This is a genomic window from Flavobacterium granuli, assembly GCF_031456055.1.
GTDB classification, from domain to species: Bacteria; Bacteroidota; Bacteroidia; order Flavobacteriales; family Flavobacteriaceae; genus Flavobacterium; species Flavobacterium granuli_A.
Map to the genome: position 1 here is coordinate 76,384 of NZ_JAVDTX010000005.1, position 19,060 is coordinate 95,443.

Here is a 19,060-nt window from a genome sequence, read left to right on the forward strand (position 1 = left end):
TTCAATCTTAAAATAAAAATACGGTTTCCCATCAAGAAATTTCAATCTATTGCAAAACTTTGTCTTTGAAGAATTTTCTTATTCAAAAACCCTGTATATCTCCAAAAGAATAGCTTTTTTCTCTATCTTTAAAATCTGACTCCAAAATGTAAGTCTATTTAATAATAAACTTCTAAGAGGAAGAAAATTGATTCAAAAAAATAAATGATGGAAAACCATAGTCTTGCAATAAAATATTCATTTAATGATATTCTAAGAGATGAACCCTTGGGGGATAATCCAAATGACTTTATAAACAAAATAGAATTTGAAGCCTATATTACAGACATTTATGGTAAGTCATCCGAAGTAATTGCAAAAGGTAAAATTAGTCAAATCCTTTTCGGTTTAGCTATAGATCATGGTTATCCGCTTTTTGATGTTATAGATGCTTCAGAATCAATTTTAGATATGTGCAGCGTATTGTTTGAACTTGAAGAAGGGAAAGATTTTTGGGAGAAAATAGAAGCTAATTTTATAGATACTATTCCAGTAAACTACACAATCTGCTATCTGGAATGTTTAGAAATCGTGCCCAATTATAGAGGAAAAGGAATTGGTAGAATGATTATCAAAAGTATGACAGAACGATTTTATGATTCCTGTGGTTTATGGGTAGTAAAGGGATTTCCAATACAACACAGTGGAGTTATTAAAAAAACAGCTTTTGAAGATTTGGAACAATGGGATAAACAAATGGACTATAATAGTTTTGAAAAAGACTTTGAAAAATCACAATACAAGCTTTTTCAATATTTTCAAAAATTAGGTTTTCAAAACCCAGTAGATATAGAGTATTTTATTGCTCAACCCTTTCAAATTATTGATAAAAAAATATAGCTGACAAATGGTCAAGAGCTCAAGTATGAACTGAGATTTAATTAACCTTACTCATTTCGGTGATAATCTCGGCTGTTCTTCTGTCGGCATACATTCTATTTAAGGAACGAAAGTAGTTTTTTTTAGTCTTGCAGGTAACGTTTCGCCGCTTCAATGCAGTTGCAAAGAAATAACTCAAAGAATTGAATATTAAAAATTTATGCAAACATTATTGGCATGTCGAACAGTCAATTGCCATCTGCCATTTTGTTTCATCCAGATATTTGTATATCTACGATTTAGTTTCTTTTCGGCATTTGGCGCTCCCTTTGTTGGCACAACAATTTCGCTTCCCATTACGACAACCATATCTTTGTAAAATAGAAATTGTTCAGGAGTTCTTTCAAATGACGTGTATCGAATTGTCCCTTGTTTAATTAAATTAAGCAATTCTTTTTTTTCTTTAACAATTCGATTCGTTGGATGGTTGACAGTTACATCATTATTCATCAAACTATCCAAAGCTACGGCGTCGCCCTCAAATATAGCTCGAGCATGAGCCAGATCAAGTTTTTTGATCTGCTCTTTTAGAGTTGGATTCTCATAAATATTTTGTGCAGTTGCTTGAGATGATATTGTAATAATTGCAATACAGATCGGGATAAGATATTTTTTCATATTACTAAATTATGAATAATTTTCATAATTACGCAGATTTTCACAGCTTGCTGCCAATGTTCTGGAACGACAGCAGGTTTGGGATTAAATTAAGCCTTGTTTTCGGATTTACCACCCGAGCGATAGCGAACAGGCGAAGCAAATCACCCCAAATACAAAACCAACTTCCCATTAGGCCAATTGCCCAAATTCGTTGTAGTAGCTGTTATGCGATGTATTTTTATTTAGACATACTTAATTTATATTCCTCAATTATTTCAGTTAACTCCTGATATTCCTTATCTCTTGGATAATGCTTGTGAATAATCCCGAACATAACATAATTTAATAAAAGTGCACAAATCAAATTAAAACTAATATATGTTAATTGAAATATTTCTAATTCTTTTTCATCTGAGGGTTGTTCATTTTCGGGTTTAGTCATTCCTCTAGCGAACAAACTACCGTACATTGTTCCGTGGATTATTTCAGAAGAATGTCTGTAAATAAAAAATAAATTGATAATTAAAATCATTCCTATATCATTTCCATACTTTTCAATTATCAGTTCAATTTTTTTAAAAACATTTTCTCCCGTCCAAGATCTAATTTCAAAACCTTTATTATTTGTAAAAAAGTCTAATGCTTCTTTTAGTTTCGCATCTATTTTTGTCTTATCAATATCTTTGATCCCTATTCCAAATTTCAACCCTTTAATTTCGATTTCTCGATCTAAATCTCTAAATGCTTTTTGGTGATAATGCTGAAGAGATAGTTTTACAGCACTTTCTCCTTTTACCCCAAAATATCCTAGATTTAAAGTTAAATCAAATATCATTCTTGATAAAGCGTAGCTGTCTCTTAATTTCCCTGCATTAGATAAAATAAGTAGAGAATGACTTGTTTCTAATATTGGACCTGCCATTAAAGAAAATGACATTGAAACATCATCTTTATGACTTGGTAAATCAATTATTGATTTGTCTATTAGGCCAATAGTTTTGTTTAGTGTAGTTTGTATCTTGCCAAGATATTCAATAGTTCCTAATTTACCCATATGGTTTCTATAATATATCGCATAACGTTTTGACGCTTGGCGAGGTTGAGGAATAAAGATCCGAGATTTTTCGGTTAAATACGAATTTTTAAAATACAAAACCATTCTTAAATTCAGCCTAAAACCCCAATCTCGGCAAGCTGTTATAGACGGTTACTTTAGATTAAATTTATTATTTGGTTTAATCAACATTCTTATGAATATCATCGTTAAACCAAAAATAAACTCAACTTCGTGAACATTATTTATTCCATCATTGTGTTTAACATTTTCATTTTGAAACTTATTGTAATATTCTAAAGTTTTTTGGAATGTATTTCTGATTTCTTTTCCAATTCCAAGTGACTCTTGATAATTACTTATATTTGAAATTTGATTTTCTAAACTTTTTTCATTTTGAAGAAGTTCTTTTAATAACATTTCTAAAGATAATCTTAAATTATCAACACTATCTCTCAAATCTCCATTAGAATTGTAATATTCAACTGCAATTACAAATCTTGATTTTGCTTTTGGGAAATTTTCCATCCAATAAAATGTTTCAGAAATCAAATCTTGTTGTTGATGATTTTTTACTGCAAATCTGTTAATTGTTTGATAGTTTGAAAACTGATCTAAATCATCAAAAGTAAAAGGTGATTTGATATATTTTTGGACTAGTTCAATATCTCTTAATTGACTATTTCTCCATTTCGAATATATTTCTTTTTTTGCAAAAGGCATTATATTCATTTGTATTTCTTCAAATTCATAAATCTTCGCATCGATTTTTTGAATAAATAGTTCAGTAAATAGTTTTTTCCTAAAAAATATTATTTCAGATGAAAGCCTCGCAGTAACTCCTTCTAATTCTAATTCAATTTGTTCGAATTTTGCATATTGAACTAGACTTTGAATGTCGACATTATGGATTTTACAAAATTCTTTTACCGTATTTTTTTCGTTAAATAGTTGTGTGTTTTCTTTTGTTATTTGTTCAATTATCGCATCGTCTGTTAGTGATATTGTTAGAAAATTTTCTTTTTCTTCAATCATTAACTTCCAAATAAGCTTTGACCAAGAATCAGTTAAAAAATTTGCAGCAAATGAAATTTCTCCTAAAGTATAATCTATAATGTTAGTATAGTAGCGATTTTGATAAAGTTCTTTCTGAACTTTATTTTTATTATCAGACTTTTGTATTAAATTTTCCTTTATAACCAGAGGTTCTATCTTAAAATGAATTGGAATTATCGAAATGCCTTTAATAGTATGTAGTAAATTTCCACTATTTGAAATTTCTGTATCATTGTAAACTGCTTTAATAGTCAAAGTTTGTTTATCTAAAAGAAAATTTTCCATTTTATGCAGTTTTTTGGTAATTGGCTATAACGTTCTGGCGCTTGGCGAGGTTGGGCAATAAAGATGCGAGATTTTTCGGTTAAACACAAATTTTCCAAATACAAAACCATCTTTAAATTCAGCCTAAAACCACAATCTATCCGAACGGCTGTTGTGCGCAGCGCTTATTTCTGTTTAATCTTTTCAAAAAAATCATTCATTTTTCTTTGTGCTTCTATTTCTTGAGCTTTCTTTTCATCATTTGTGGGTGAAGTATCTTTTATTTTTAGGCAGTTTATTCCAGATTTGCTAAAAATTAAGGTCTCTCTATTTTTATTATTGTAAAGAAATAAATATTCATTTGTTTCTCCAATAAAGTTTAAACTGTCGGATTTTGTATTGTATGCAATGCCTTGTTCTCTGAATTCTATTTGTTGTCCATTCTTACTGTTTTTAGTAGTTGTTCCATCCTTGTAACCCCAATACGCAAAACATAGGATAAATGTAAAGGTTAAAAGGCCTAAAAAGAATTGATTTAACTGAATTTGCATTTCTCCCTTTTCTTTAGGAGTGATTCGGTATAGCTTAATTATAAAAAACGGAATAAATAGCGAAAAAATCAATGCCTTTTCATCACTAAAATATAGTAATAAGAAAGTAATTAGTACTAATAAGAAAAGCGTAGTGCCTTCTATGTTAGCGGAGTAATATTTTTCATTTCTAAATTTCAGGTATTTCTGAACTCTTGGGTTATTACCAAGTTTTTTTAAAAATTTGCGTTTAATAAATATTTGGAAAATAGTATTAAGAATAAAAATTCCAATTATATATAAGCCAAATTCTACGAATAGATATGTCAATATTAATACTACTAGGGAATTGATTGCTGTAAAGAGTATATCTTGCAGATTAATGTAGTTTACTATTGAAATATCAAATTGAAAATAATACATAGCTAGATAAGTATAGCCTAATACATAGAAAATTAATGTAATTACCGTCAAATTGGATTTAAAAATTTCTAAGTATTTATGCATTTTTCATATTGGTTTCAATTTGGACGGATTGTTTTTTTGCATTGCCCACAACGTTCTGGTGCTACATGGGGTTTGGGACTAAATTAAGCCATTCTTCGGATTTGCCAAATCTCCCAAATACAAAACAAACTTTCTATTAAGCCTATTGCCCAAATCCGTTGTAATTACTGTGGTGTGTTGCATAAACTTTCTTCATTTACTTAAAAACACTTTATTCATAACTTTTAGTAAATCATTTTCATCTGGTAAAATAAACCATGTTGGATTTCCTGGTCTACAAGTTGGATAGCCCAAGTCAGGATTGTTTTCATTCCATTCGTTTACATTATATCTCAAACCATAGCAAGTATTACCATTTTTAAGCTCCAATTTAGCAATTGAAAATTCATTTGGTGAATTTACTGTTCCATCGTGTAAAACTTCTATAACTTTTTTAATACGATTCTGCGGAAAAATCACGTCGATAGGTCTAAATGGTGCCATATATTTTTGTTTTAATAATTTAAAATATCAATTTTGCCCCCTTTTTTAAGACGAAAGCTTTTCATAGGTTTATACGACATCGTTCTGGTAATACATGGGGTTTTGGACTAAATTAAGCCCATTATTCGGATTTGCCAAATCATCCAAATACAAAACCATTTTCCCATTAAGCCAATTGCCTAAATCCGTTGTAGTAGCTATTATAGGCAGTATCTCATCTTGAAAATTCATTCATTTTGGCGCTCGAATGGTCAATAGTCCCATGTATCCATTCGTGGAATGTAACAGATCTTCTTAAGAACAAGAAAGAGGAAAAACCAATTACAAATAAATCTAAGCATTGTTCATTAAAACAATTTGATTGTATTGCCCTAACTAATACAGTAAAAAAAAGTAAAATAGTTGCTACAAATAGACTATAACACATTGAACGAAATACAAGCCAAGTATTAAGTGTACTAAAGTTTTCAGGCGAAAAGTGTCTTATCATTACAATTTTAGCTTCTAGTTTACCTATGCTTGTTTCTTTTCCAGTAAATCTATTTTTCCATATGTTAGGGGCTAAAATTTTAAAGACTTCGTATGAAAAATATTGATTCAAAAAACCAATTACATAAGAAACAGATAGAAGAATTGCTACTTGAAATATTGTATAGTTCTTTGAGCAATTAAAAATATATTCGGCATAATATACATGCGGATTTTTAATTAAATCTAAGCTTATTAATATTATTGCTCCAGGTAGTATATATACGAAAATGTCAAATAGACCTATTTTTATTTTATCCATAATTACTTCTGATAAGTTTTGTTGGTATTACTCAAAATGTTCTGGGATTCGAGACTAAATTAAGCCCATTCTTCGGATTTGCCAAATCATCCCAAATACAAACCAATTCTCAAATTAAGCGAATTATCCAAATCACTTGTAGCATGTCTACCAACCGTTTATTTTTGATATATTAAATTAAATTCTTCCATTTCTAATAGCTCAAAAGTTTCAGAGCTTGGATTAACATTACATCTTTTTAAGTATCCAATTGAAACTTTGTTATCTTTCTTTTTAATATAGCATTTATTAACCATGATTAATTTTAGTTTATCTGCTACTCTTGGATGTAAGGCAACACACAAACCAATGCCCGCGCTTCTGACACTTGGATAAAGTACACCATCAACTCCCGTATTGGAAATTATTTTTGTAAACAAGGCTGAAATATGATATTCGTGATTGTTTCCTGATTTTACATCTTTAGAAAACTCAGTGGCTAAAAATTTCAAATATGCTAATCCCTTTTCTTTTAAATCTGGATTTCTATCAATACTAATCAGATAATCTTGTTTTATTTCATTCAAATAATCTAGTTCATAATCTTTAGTAGGGTCAAAAATAGTTGCTAATGTTATAGGCTCTTGAACTTGCCATGTCCCTAAAGTAATAATTCTTTCACCTTCTGGAATTTTGTTATCTCTTAAAAGTTCACTGGTTTCACAACATGCTGTCATTCTTGTATATCCAACATCATCTGTCGTGTAATGGTCTTTTAAAACAGAACCGTAAAACATTGTATGGTCGGGAGTACTTGCTCTTAAATAGTCTTTGTTATTTTCTTTTGGAACATAAGACATTCTTTTTACAGTTGTAAAGTCAGGCTCTTCATCCTTGTTCCTTTGTGCCCGATCAAAAATTTTTCCTTCACTGTATTCTGTTCTCATAATTGGCAAAGGACCAATATTATTTAGAAGTTGATCAATTTCTTCAATTGAACATGAATTCAAATTTAATTCCTGAAGTTTCTTTAGATTTTCCATGTGGATAAAGTCGATATATTGATGAAGTTTATTTAAATGGATGGTAACGTTCTGGTACTACAGCGGTGTTCTCCCTGTCGAAGATAAACTTTCTTCGTGAAACTACAACTTCCGGTTACCGAAATCTCGGAGATTTGATTACAGGCTGTTAAAGGCAGGTCATCCTATCGTGCTTGCTCGAGATATTCCATTACAGTTTTTAATTTTCGCTTACTTAGAGAGTTTGTTATAATTGTTTGATGATTGGCAATCAAGAATGCTTCAATTTCTAATCTCCTAAAATAGACTTCTATAACGCAACATATAACCCTCTCAAAAGTTGTGAATAACTTTACGATGCTTTACATAGGAACTGCTGTTGGTGGCAGATTTTTAAATTAGTGAAATATTCTGTCTTCTCCTAGCATATCCTTTATGTTCTCAACATGCTTTTCAGTTATTTTTTCACTATTTCCATTTTCGACAGCAACGGATAAAATATTAACTACATCTCGCTTACTTTTATATATTGTAGATTCATTCTCTTCAATAATCTTTTTCACAACTTTTATTACTCTTCGTGATTTCGTAAGAAAAGTATTTTTTGGAATAAAACTGACATCTCTAAACTCGCAATCTCCAAAGAACACAACGACGGAAAAAAATGGTATGTTTTGGAAATCGGCAAGTTTCGTTTTTAGATTTTCTACGTGTTTTTTATTTTGAAGTATTGGATTATAAAAATAATATTTTTGTTTACCATAAGCTAAAACTTGTGTCCACTTGTTTTGATTTCCAAAACCAAAAATCCAACCACTGTATTTTTTCACTTCAAAAACAATTATGCCAACTTTTGTTGCAAGTACTAAATCAATTTGAGAGTAATTTCCATATTCATTTTTTAAATATAAATCATGAAAAATTGTTTGTGCTGGAAATCCTGCTTTTAAAAGTTTAAGTACTAATTCTCTTTCTGTTTTTGTTCCTCGATGGGATTTTGTAACAGTTTCTAATAATTTCTTTTCCTTTATTTTTAAAAGAATAAAAATTGTTAAAATCACTAATGAAAATATAACAATAAAAATCATAAGATGTCATTTTGAAATTCTAATTTTTCGGTGTTCCGCGGAATTTGCCACTAACGTTCTGGTACTACAGCAGGTTTTGGACTAAATTAAGCCCATTCTTCGGATTTTGTCGATCCCGATAGCTATCGTGACCAAAATACAAAACCAACTTCCCGCCCAAATCTGTTGTAGTAGCTGTTGTAGTAGCTGTTGTAGGCAGATGATTTTAAAAATACCTGTTTTCAAAATCACTTCCAAAATTTTTATTTGGATTTAATTTTTTCCATATTTCATTGGCAGCGATAAGTCTACTTTTGCTATACTCGATTAATCTTTTCATTAACTGAATCTGCATTTGAAAATATTCTCTAGGAAATTTTTCATTTAAAACGCTATAGTGTTTTAACATTTGGTGATAGCCATCGTACAAAGGTTCGTCAACTCTCAAAATTGTAATTGCTGCATTTAAACTATCTTGACCATAAAAATTTTCAATAATGTTGAGGATTTTCATCGAAGTCTTTATCCATAAGAGTTAAGTATCCCGATTCGGTTACTAATTTTGTAATTATTTTATCATACTCGATATTCAATTTAAGCAATTCTTCTAATTGGTCAAAAGTTTGAATGTCAGCTCCTGAAATATCTCTAATACCTTTGAAAATATTGTTATGGATTTCAACTTGATTTTGCAATATACTTGTGCTTTCTGCAAATTCTATTTCTGCTTTACTAGCTTCTCGAGTTATATCTAAAACTTCAAATAGTTCTTTTGAGTTTAATAAGTCATCAGGTAGGCAATAATTAGGGTTTTCGGTTAAATTTATTCCTGCTGATTGATATGCTTGAGACACAAACCTCGTGCAGAATTGTCGATTAGGTTCTTGTGCTTCAAGGTCAAACGAATCTTTAAGTGCAGTGAAAGCTTCTCGAAAAGAATATTCAGTTCCAATTTTTGTTCTTGCGAAATTAGTAATGTGAATTAATTTGTCTTTTGAAGAAGAATCCTTAATTCTTAAAACTTTGGCATCATCACTTGATTCGAATAACTTTCGCTGAATATTGTTTGCTTGTACACCTTTCCCATCTGAATCAATATAGGATGATAAACCTACATAAAGCATAGCGTGAGAAAACTGACTGCCTGACAATTTTCTTACGCGTTCACTTACTTCGCTATTTGATTTGATAAGAATTATATCTCCATATTCGAGCAATTCGGTTTTAATTTTAAACATAGGTCGTCATTTTTTGGATGTTTTTCAATTGCCTACGACGTTCTTGTACTACAATGGCTTTGGTACTAAATTAAGACGATTCTTCAGATTTGACAATTCATCCCAAATACAAACCCAACTTCCCATTAAGCCAATTGCCTAAATCGCGCTGTATTAGCTGTTACCGGAAGTTATTTATACAATAGTTATTAATCAATTTGAAACCTTTGTTTTTCCAAAAATTCTCCGCTAGATTATTTTGATTTGTATATTCAATTTCAATGTAGTCTACAATTCCAAACCATTCTACCGCTGTATCTAATAATTTACTACCAATATTTGAATTTCTAATATTAGAAGAAACATATAAACCATCAATTCTTCCTTTTGTTTTTAGTTTAAAAATCCTAGGTCTTTCAATCTTGGTACAAATTATATATCCAACAATTTGATTGTTAATTTCCGCAATGAATATATCAGAATTATTTTCGTCTATGTACTTATAAATTAATGGGTAAATATGACTAATTTCGTCGTTGTCATATTCAAATATTTCATTAAACGTCGAATGATATTCCATTATATTTAAAAATAATGGTTTGATATTTTCTACATCACTATATTCTGCTTTTTTTATTTTTACCATTTTGTTTTCTGATAATTGCAGCCAACTTCTATATACTCACTACAAAGCTACTACTAGATTCTCACTATTGAGTGGCGGATTTAAAACAAATATAGATATAAACTTTTTATTACAAATAATCAAAAGGACTTTTATTTGAATACCCAACTGACATATATGCTACATCGACACAAAGCAAAAAAGACACCTCTCAGCATCTTTCTATCTCCTCCTTCTATTTCTCCAACTGCCACTATAATCTCTATCCCTCATTGCTGATAAAATTCTCCTTTCAGGTAAAGCCCACAAACCACAATACAACATGCCCTATTATTTCATACCATACCTCAAATTATAGAGTACCTAGAAAGTGTCCTTTTCATCATTTTCGCGGTTACTCCGATACTGACAGCTTTTAATCCCGAATTGGTGTATCATTATAAAACAAAAAAAAGATGCTTAAAAGCATCTTTTTGTAGTGGTATTTGACGAAGATCAAATTTTATTTAAGTCATTTATTAATCAATTTAAAAAACTCTGAAAGTTTTATATTTCTAGCCTCACAAATTTTATTTAAAGTATAAAGAGTTATTGTATACCCTTTATCATTAGAAATCCTCCGAGCTGTTTTTTCGTCAATATTATGATTTAACGCAAACTCTGTTTTGGGTTGATTCTTTCCAATCCACTCAATTGCAATATAGTCGCATATTTTCCTGTTTAAATCACTCATGTAAACAAATTAACATACTAACAATTAAATTTAATCGGACAGATGTCCGATTGTAAGAAACTTTTCGTATATTTGTTTTGAATTTATATATTTGCGATTCTTCATATCAAAATATTTGAAGCATTCGCTTAGAATCTAGCTCTTGAAAACTGGTAATTTTTGCAACTAGATGATAAGTAAGATGCTCACGTCCCATGGCGTGGGCTCACTTATTGTTGCACGGTATACCAGTACCTCAAGAGCAGTAAGCTGAGTTCCATGCCATTATTTATGCCCAATATTTAAGCTAAACTCAACTTCATTCTTAGCGGTATCCATTCACTTGCAAGCCTCGCAATGCATTATTTAAATTATTGATTCAAAAGTTAACACTAATCAACCCTACCGCACGCCTATGATTGTATAAACTCATCCTTAATAAAAACACCTGCACCGCACGGTTCTTTGAACAGCACACCTATCTATTTTTAATTTTGAATTTTTTAATAATAAAGGTGCAGGTTAATTTTTTAAAATATAGAATGTCCATTACAGATGGCAGAATATTGAATGTAGAGTAAAAAATGATTAAAAATTAAAAAAATGAGCCTATGATATAACCTAAAAAATATACAATAAAAAAGATCCTCTACCTCGTCGACAAACTTAATAGAGGACCAAAGTCAATTGAACTATTAAATAAAATTAACCAACCCAATATTATGAATAATTTTTCATTTTCTATGGGTGGAAGGGCGTTTTGTTTCCTATTTTTAACGGGAACGATGCTGTCTTTTTCGCCTGTTCAAGCCACGAATCCTTTGAGGCAATCTACTATCCCTACCCAACAGCATCAAATACAGGGAACTGTGACCGATGGAGTTAATCCCTTAGCGGGTGTCTCTATTTCGATACAAGGGAAATCCAATATTGCCACTGTTACCGATTATAGTGGGTACTACTCCCTTTCTGCCTCACCGGAAGACATTTTAATTTTTAGGTATATCGGATACCAAACGATGCAGGTTTCCGTGCAGGGACGCAGCACCATTAATATCAGCTTACTGGAAAATACGACCAAACTGCAGGAGGTAAAAATCAATGCTGGCTATTATTCTGTAAAGAACAGTGAACGCACGGGAAGCATTTCTAAAATAACCGCCAAGGACATCGAAAAACAGCCCGTTACCAATGTGCTAGCCACTATGCAAGGACGTATGGCGGGTGTCGATATCACGCAGGACACTGGAACTCCCGGAAGCGGTTTTCAGATAAAAATACGAGGACTCAACAGCCTGCGCCAAGAAGGAAATGACCCGCTGTATATCATCGACGGAGTTCCCTATTCTTCGGAAATCATTGGGTACAGCAATACAAGCAGTGGCATACCTACCCCCACGAGTCCCTTAAACAGTATCAATCCCAATGATATTGAAAGTGTAGAAGTCCTCAAGGATGCCGATGCAACGGCTATCTACGGTTCGCGCGGAGCCAATGGAGTGGTACTGATAACTACCAAGAAAGGCAAGGCAGGAAAAACCAACGTAACGGTTTCTGCCTCCTCGGGAATTGGGAAAGTCACCAAAATGATAGATCTTATGAATACCCAGCAGTATTTGGAAATGAGAAGACAGGGTTTTGCCAATGACGGCATTACGACTTATCCCGATTGGGCGTACGATATTAATGGGACATGGGATCAAAACAGCGATACTGACTGGCAAAAGGAATTGTTGGGAGGCACTTCCGTAATTACAAATATGCAGGCATCCGTGTCGGGTGGTTCTGATTTGACCCAATATCTTATAAGTGGCACCTACCACACGGAAACAACAGTACTTCCTGGAGATTTTGAATATGACAAAGCAGCAGTACATTTTAGTATGAATCACAGTAGCGAGGATAAAAAATTCAAACTCACGTTTTCAACCGGCTATACGTCCCAAGACAATGTACAGCCTGAAACCGATATCAGTCGAACCGCTCGAAATCTGGCTCCCAATGCACCTCCTCTTTATGCCCCAGACGGCAGTCTGAATTTTGAAAACAGCACCTTTAGAAATCCTCTGGCGGCACTTCGCGCCATCACCACAGCTAAAACAAATGACCTTGTGGCCAATACTGTGCTTAGTTATCAGATAGCACCCAGCTGGGAGATCAAAGCCAATTTGGGGTTTACGGATTTAAAGAATACAGAACAGCGGCTATTGCCTTCCACGATGTATGATCCTGCCTACCAAATTGGAAGCAGCTACTCATCACTGTTTTCTAACAATACCGATAGGCAATCCTGGATTGTGGAACCACAGCTACGCTGGAACCATGACTTCGGTATCAGTAAAATTGACATTCTGGTGGGTGGTACCGCGCAACAACAAACTTCCTCCCGACTCTATCAATTTGGCCTTGGATTTGCTAGCAACAGCTTGATTACCGATTTGGCTTCCGCTACGCAAAAATCTATTTATGTGAGCGATGAAACCCTGTACAAATACCAAGCCTTTTTTGGAAGGATTAATTACAACTGGGATCAAAAATATATAGTGAACTTAACCGGAAGAAGGGATGGTTCGAGCCGATTTGGGCCAGGCAAACAGTTTGCCACTTTTGGGGCTGTAGGTGCAGCTTGGTTGTTTTCCAAAGAAAGTTTTCTAAAAGAAAGTACCGTTTTGAGTTTCGGAAAGCTTCGGGCAAGCTATGGGAGCTCAGGCAGTGACCAAATAGGAGATTACCAATACCTGGACACCTATAGCTCTTCGGGTCTAAACTATAACGGTATGATAGGCTTGGATCCCACACGGCTGTACAATCCGGATTTCAGTTGGGAAACCAACCAAAAACTCGAAGCTGCAATAGAAGTCGGTTTCTTCGAGGATCACCTGTTCTTTACGGCAGCTTGGTATCGAAATCGATCTTCTAATCAACTGGTGGGAATTCCTTTGCCCGGCACCACGGGATTCAGTTCCATAAATGCAAATCTGAATGCAACGGTTCAAAATTCGGGTCTGGAATTTACGCTGCGAACCATAAACTTAGAAAAAAACAATTTTAAATGGTCCACCAATTTTAATATTTCCGCTTCCAATAATAAACTTCTCTCTTTTCCGGGACTCGAAGGCTCCACCTATTCCAATAAATACGTTATAGGGGAATCCACGAGCATTGTAAAGACCTATCAGTTCAAGGGTGTCAATCCACAAACGGGACTCTATGAAGTGGAAGATGTCAATAACGACGGGATGATTACCTCCTTAGGGGATAAAAAAACAGTTATGGATCTCACTCCAGAGTATTTTGGAGGTCTGGAAAACCAGTTTCAATATAAAAACTGGCAATTGGATTTTCTGTTCCAGTTTGTAAAGCAACAGAATTACGATTACAATCCCAATGTCCCCGGAGGCAGTTTCTTCAATCAGCATTCGGATATGACAAATGCATGGCAGCAACCTGGAGATCAGGTTCCTTTTCAGATGAATACTACTGGGGAAAATGGAGATGCCGTAAATGCCTATTACAATTATCTGGACAGTAATGCCCCTATTGTGGATGCATCCTACATCCGCCTTAAAAACATTGCGCTAAGTTATGACCTGCCATTGCAGGCTTTCACTGGGATACACTGCAAACTGTCACTATTGGGACAAAACGTATTGACGTTCACGCCCTACAAAGGTGGGGATCCCGAATTTAAATATACTGCCTATCTGCCACCGCTAAAAATAGTTACCGCAGGAGTTCAGCTTACTTTTTAATTTTAACAAATACAGCCATGATCAATAGACTTACTATTTTTAAAAAGCTACTTCATAAAAGTGCTAAATATTTGAATAACAATAGCCGTTTTCTAATAGCCTTATGTCTAACATTGGGTTCCTGCGACAGCTTTGTGGAAGTGGATCTTCCTGCTTCGCAATTGACAACCAAAACAGTATTCGAAGATGCGGGAACGGCCAAAGCTGCAATGGCGGGCTTGTATGCCAAAATGAGAGATGGCGGGATATTGGCTGGAAATTCAAACGGTGTATCCTGTAATCTTGGCCTCTACGCCGATGAATTTGATTATTACTACCAATACTCTGTGAGTTATTTTTATACCAATTCGCTATTTCCCGGCGATCTTGGGGTAAGCGATATCTGGAACAGGAGTTACAGCCAGATTTATAGTGCCAATGCAGTTCTTGAAGGATTGGATATTTCCACTGCCATAACGGAAGCGGATAAAAATCAATTGCAGGGTGAGGCCCTCTTTATAAGAGCCTTACTTCATTTTTATCTTCTGAATCTCTATGGTGATATTCCCTATATCAACACAACGGATTATACGCAGAACAGTAAAGTGTCAAGACTGTCTACCGAGAAAGTCTACAACCTAATCGTAATGGACTTAAACAAAGCTATTGAATTATTGCCTGAGGATTATGTTTCGCCTGAGCGTATTATTCCCAACCGCAGTACTGCCAATGCACTTTTGGCACGGGTTTATTTGTATATGGGACTATATCCCGAAGCTTCCAATGCTGCCTCTGCCGTCCTCAATGATCCACAATATATCTGGGAAACGGATTTGGATAAAATATTCCTTAAAGAAAGCAGTACGACGATCTGGCAATTTATGCCGAACACTGCCGATAGCAATACCGCTGAGGGGAGTTTTTATATTTTTACTTCAGGGCCTCCGCCGAATGTGGCGCTTAAGTCTGACTTCGTGAATGCTTTTGAAGAGGGCGATCAGAGAAAAACACATTGGATTACCGAGGTGACAGATGGAACCTCCACTTGGTATCATGCCTCTAAATACAAACAGGCGTCGACCACCCCAAGCTCCGTGGAATATTCCGTTGTGTTTCGTCTGGCCGAACAATATCTGATTCGATCTGAGGCCAGAGCCTATCAGGGCGATCTGATTGGTGCCAAAGAAGACCTAAATCTGATTAGAACTACTGCGGGACTATCGCCTACAAGTGCCGTGACTGGGGAAGAAATCATAACCGATGTCCTTAATCAAAGGCGTTTTGAACTCTTTACTGAATTTGGGCAGCGTTTTTTTGACCTGAAACGAACCGGAAAACTCGATGAGACTTTGTCCGCTTCGAAAGCAGGCTGGAATACCACCGATGCCCTATGGCCTTTGCCGGCGCTTGAACTCAATTCGAATCCCAACCTGAATCCACAAAATCCGGGATACTAAAAAATCAGTGTAAAAGCCATGAATATATTCAAAAGAAAAATGGATTTCGAAGGTTCAAGCCTAGTCTTGGCATTTCTTTTATTGTTGCTGTCCTGCCCCTGTATAGGGCAGGCACAACAAAAGAAGCGATTGACTGAAAACTATTATGGAAGATGGGGAACGCTCGAGGTAAAAGCCATTTCCGATCATGGAAAATGGGCGAGTTATGCGATGCGCTATGAAAACCACATTGATACTTTATTTGTGCAAAGCACTGACAAAAATAAACGTTACGTCTTCCCGAATGGGAGTGATAGCCACTTTGGAGGGGAACAGATTTTTGCTTTTCTAGCTCAGGAATCCAAATTAAAAGTATTACAGCTTCGCAAAGGCAAAATTGCCGTATTTGAGAATGTCAAGCGGTATGAATTGGCAAATAAAGGACAATATATAATCACCCTGAACAAAGGATACGGTGAAAAAAGCCTGATGAATATCCGCGATTCAGATGGGAAGGTCATTGATAGTATTGGCGGTGTTTGTGAATATATATTGAATAGCAACAAAGATGCGTTGGTATATGCCAGCAGTCAGTCGGGACATCATCAATTGGGGATTATTCATTTTACGCCATATTCGCGTGTGGTGGTATCAACAGCAGACAACGGTTCTTTTTTTAACCTGATGTGGGATAAAGACACCAAATCAGTGGCTTTTTTACAGGAAACAAATTCAGTTCACAAAGCAATTTTCGTGAAATATTATAGAATTGCCGATAAAAAACTTTTCTCACTAGATTATGCTGCCAAAGCAGATTCAAAGAATATGGAAGTTTTCAAAAGTACAAGATTCGCTATTTCCGATGACGGGACAAAAGTATTTTTTATGCTAGCCAAAAAGAAGGCCCCTAATGCTACAGAAAATCTAAATGTCACCGAAATTTGGAACGGCACCGATAAATGGCTTTATACAGACAGACAACGTCAGCAGGTTGAGGGAGATATTCCCAAAGTGGCTCTCTGGTATCCTGATACGGGTTTGTATTTACAGATCAGCGACGATGAGCTGCCGGCAATTATGTTGAGCGGGCAGCAGCAATGTGCCGTCTTATATAATAAATTTTCCTACGGCCTCCAATCCAAATATTATGAGGAGGCGGATTTTTACCTGACCAATCTAAAGGATGGTTCCAAGGAGCTGATACTCAAAAAACAATCCGTTGATCCTAACCAGATGGGCTTTGACCCCTTCAGTAATAAAATATTGTATTATCGCCAAAGCAATTGGTGGATGTATGATCCTGTGGCAAAAACATATATTAACCTGACCAAAAAGGTTACAACCCGCTGGGACAACTACAGTTTAACCGATGCTCCCCATCAATTTGAGGCCTATGGCAATCCGGGCTGGAGCTCTGACGGCAGGAATGTTTTATTATATGATGCCAATGATATCTGGCAGGTGGCTATTGATGGTTCTTCCTGTATCCGACTAACCAAAGGACGAGAGAAAAATATGGTTTACAGAATAGCACTAGCTGAATATAACCGGCGTTCGCAGACTAACTACGACGGAAGAGAATCAGTATTTTTTGATCTGTCCAAAGATCTGCTGCTCGAAGCGAGAAATACCCAAGACTGGTCAACAGGATATTTTATTTACAACAGTCAATCAGGAGAAAAACCTCTTGTATATGGGGCTAGTAAAATCGATGAAATCCGCAAGAGTAAAAACAGTGATTATATTTTCCAGAATCAAACTTTTAACCAGCCACCACAAATTGAATTCAGGAAAAAGGATGATCTTGTTGCCAAAATTCTGTTTCAATCCAACAAACAGCAAAATGAGTATTTCGTTGGAAAATCAAAATTGCTTTATTACAACAGCAAAGGGCAAAAATTAAAAGCGGCTCTGTTTTATCCAGCCGATTATGATCCTACGAAAAAATACCCGATGGTGGTGCATATCTATGATGTGATGTCCGATGAGCTATTTCAATATGTCAACCCCAGTTTTTTGAATCGGGATGGTTTTAATATAACCAATTATACCTTGAACGGTTATTTTGTGTTGATGCCCGATATCATCTACCGAATGAGTAATCCGGGAAGTTCTGCCGTTGATTGTGTTACGGCCGGGGTCAATGCCGTTGTGGGGAAAGGTTTGGTGGATAAAAATAAGATCGGTCTGTATGGTCATTCTTTCGGGGGGTATGAATCCAATTTTATCATATCGCAGACCAATATTTTTGCGGCTGCCGTTTCCGGAGCCGGAGTGAGTGATTTCATTTCCATGTACTTTAATATCAGTAAAAATGGTTATTTCCAGTCCGATATGTGGCGATTTGAAAATCAGCAGTACCGCATTGGAAAATCGCTGTATGAGGACAAAGAAACATATATCAGTAACTCTCCCATTATGCACGTCGAAAATGTGAGAACGCCGCTTCTGCTATGGACCGGGAAAAACGACAGGGTCGTTCCCTGGAATCAGAGTATTAGCTATTATTTGGCACTGCGAAAATTGGAAGTTACAACTGAGATGCTGGTTTATCCTAACGAAGACCATTCACTGGAGAATCCAGATAACCAAAAAGATCTCAGCAAGCGAATGATGGCCTGGTTTGACCATTTGTTGAAAGGGGATCCTGAGCCGAAATGGATATCGAAAGAAATTCCAGTTGACTGACAAAAATTATATAAAAATAGTGCAATTTCTTTTTTAAGAAACTGCACTACTTTTCATTAAAAAAATGATTTACCTAATTGCGTTGCAATTGTACATTACAGGAACTTTCACTTCCGCCATAGAGTGTAAAGGCCCCACTAAGACAAGCAGGACCAGTACCTGGGCTACAATTCACATCCTTCACTTCCTGACAGTTGTCTACTGGTGGATTGTGGATGTAAGCTGTAATCAAAACATCAGTTTTACTTACATCCGAAGTGTTGGTACTCACTGCACCAGCACTGGCTAAAGCAAATGCTGCGATTGGCAACACAAATGCTCTTAAAATGGTTGTTTTCATAATAGTAAAAATTTTAATTAATAGAATTTTGATCTACTCTT

18 protein-coding genes are annotated in these 19,060 nt (G+C 34.9%); 4 read left to right on the forward strand and 14 right to left on the reverse strand.

The annotated features are described in order from the left end of the window. Window positions 1–207: 207 nt before the first annotated feature. On the forward strand, window positions 208–879 hold the full coding sequence (locus J2W95_RS11320) for a GNAT family N-acetyltransferase (RefSeq protein WP_310007019.1): 672 nt from the start codon (window positions 208–210) through the stop codon (window positions 877–879). Window positions 880–1,068: 189 nt separating this feature from the next. Here the strand turns inward: J2W95_RS11320 and J2W95_RS11325 are convergent, their stop codons facing one another. The 13 genes from J2W95_RS11325 to J2W95_RS11385 form a co-directional block, all read right to left on the reverse strand. Further along, window positions 1,069–1,536 carry a nuclear transport factor 2 family protein gene (locus tag J2W95_RS11325; protein ID WP_310007021.1) on the reverse strand — a complete coding sequence of 156 codons (468 nt, stop codon included), beginning with the start codon at window positions 1,534–1,536 and terminating at the stop codon, window positions 1,069–1,071. A gap of 220 nt (window positions 1,537–1,756) precedes the next feature. Continuing rightward, window positions 1,757–2,572 carry a DUF5677 domain-containing protein gene (locus J2W95_RS11330; protein WP_310007023.1) on the reverse strand — a complete coding sequence of 272 codons (816 nt, stop codon included), beginning with the start codon at window positions 2,570–2,572 and terminating at the stop codon, window positions 1,757–1,759. A gap of 153 nt (window positions 2,573–2,725) precedes the next feature. Beyond that, window positions 2,726–3,913 (reverse strand): hypothetical protein, encoded by a 1,188-nt coding sequence (locus J2W95_RS11335; protein WP_310007026.1) that lies wholly within the window; start codon window positions 3,911–3,913, stop codon window positions 2,726–2,728. A 164-nt stretch (window positions 3,914–4,077) separates the two neighbouring features. Continuing rightward, window positions 4,078–4,929 carry a hypothetical protein gene (locus tag J2W95_RS11340; RefSeq protein ID WP_310007028.1) on the reverse strand — a complete coding sequence of 284 codons (852 nt, stop codon included), beginning with the start codon at window positions 4,927–4,929 and terminating at the stop codon, window positions 4,078–4,080. A gap of 192 nt (window positions 4,930–5,121) precedes the next feature. Then, complete coding sequence (locus J2W95_RS11345) at window positions 5,122–5,412, reverse strand: hypothetical protein (RefSeq protein WP_310007030.1); 291 nt, start codon at window positions 5,410–5,412, stop codon at window positions 5,122–5,124. Window positions 5,413–5,481: 69 nt separating this feature from the next. Then, entirely contained in the window at window positions 5,482–5,643 is a 162-nt protein-coding gene (locus tag J2W95_RS11350) for a hypothetical protein (protein ID WP_310007032.1), read from the reverse strand. Continuing rightward, complete coding sequence (locus J2W95_RS11355) at window positions 5,627–6,202, reverse strand: hypothetical protein (protein ID WP_310007034.1); 576 nt, start codon at window positions 6,200–6,202, stop codon at window positions 5,627–5,629. The genes J2W95_RS11350 and J2W95_RS11355 overlap by 17 nt, the downstream gene beginning before the upstream one ends. Before the next feature lie 158 nt (window positions 6,203–6,360). Next, a complete protein-coding gene (locus J2W95_RS11360) occupies window positions 6,361–7,224 on the reverse strand; it encodes a hypothetical protein (RefSeq protein WP_310007036.1) in 864 nt (287 codons plus the stop codon). A gap of 377 nt (window positions 7,225–7,601) precedes the next feature. After that, entirely contained in the window at window positions 7,602–8,291 is a 690-nt protein-coding gene (locus J2W95_RS11365; RefSeq protein WP_310007038.1) for a nuclease-related domain-containing protein, read from the reverse strand. A gap of 205 nt (window positions 8,292–8,496) precedes the next feature. Continuing rightward, on the reverse strand, window positions 8,497–8,784 hold the full coding sequence (locus tag J2W95_RS11370; RefSeq protein ID WP_310007040.1) for a hypothetical protein: 288 nt from the start codon (window positions 8,782–8,784) through the stop codon (window positions 8,497–8,499). Continuing rightward, entirely contained in the window at window positions 8,762–9,508 is a 747-nt protein-coding gene (locus J2W95_RS11375) for a YiiX/YebB-like N1pC/P60 family cysteine hydrolase (RefSeq protein ID WP_310007042.1), read from the reverse strand. Before J2W95_RS11375 ends, J2W95_RS11370 begins: the two co-directional genes overlap by 23 nt. Before the next feature lie 160 nt (window positions 9,509–9,668). Continuing rightward, window positions 9,669–10,133 (reverse strand): GNAT family N-acetyltransferase, encoded by a 465-nt coding sequence (locus J2W95_RS11380; RefSeq protein WP_310007044.1) that lies wholly within the window; start codon window positions 10,131–10,133, stop codon window positions 9,669–9,671. 490 nt (window positions 10,134–10,623) lie between these two features. Beyond that, the gene (locus tag J2W95_RS11385) at window positions 10,624–10,845 is read right to left on the reverse strand and encodes a helix-turn-helix domain-containing protein (protein WP_310007046.1); all 222 of its coding nucleotides are present in this window, start codon (window positions 10,843–10,845) and stop codon (window positions 10,624–10,626) included. Between the two features lie 701 nt (window positions 10,846–11,546). Between J2W95_RS11385 and J2W95_RS11390 the strand changes: the two genes are divergently transcribed. From J2W95_RS11390 to J2W95_RS11400, 3 genes are read left to right on the forward strand one after another with little or no spacing between them, the layout of a single operon-like run. Further along, the gene (locus J2W95_RS11390) at window positions 11,547–14,576 is read left to right on the forward strand and encodes a SusC/RagA family TonB-linked outer membrane protein (protein WP_310007048.1); all 3,030 of its coding nucleotides are present in this window, start codon (window positions 11,547–11,549) and stop codon (window positions 14,574–14,576) included. A 17-nt stretch (window positions 14,577–14,593) separates the two neighbouring features. Continuing rightward, window positions 14,594–16,012 carry a RagB/SusD family nutrient uptake outer membrane protein gene (locus J2W95_RS11395; protein WP_310007050.1) on the forward strand — a complete coding sequence of 473 codons (1,419 nt, stop codon included), beginning with the start codon at window positions 14,594–14,596 and terminating at the stop codon, window positions 16,010–16,012. Between the two features lie 39 nt (window positions 16,013–16,051). Next, window positions 16,052–18,679, forward strand: coding sequence for an alpha/beta hydrolase family protein (locus tag J2W95_RS11400; protein WP_310007052.1), 2,628 nt, complete (start codon window positions 16,052–16,054; stop codon window positions 18,677–18,679). A 73-nt stretch (window positions 18,680–18,752) separates the two neighbouring features. Here J2W95_RS11400 and J2W95_RS11405 read toward each other — a convergent pair whose 3' ends face one another. Further along, on the reverse strand, window positions 18,753–19,019 hold the full coding sequence (locus J2W95_RS11405) for a DUF6520 family protein (protein ID WP_310007054.1): 267 nt from the start codon (window positions 19,017–19,019) through the stop codon (window positions 18,753–18,755). Window positions 19,020–19,060 lie beyond the last annotated feature (41 nt).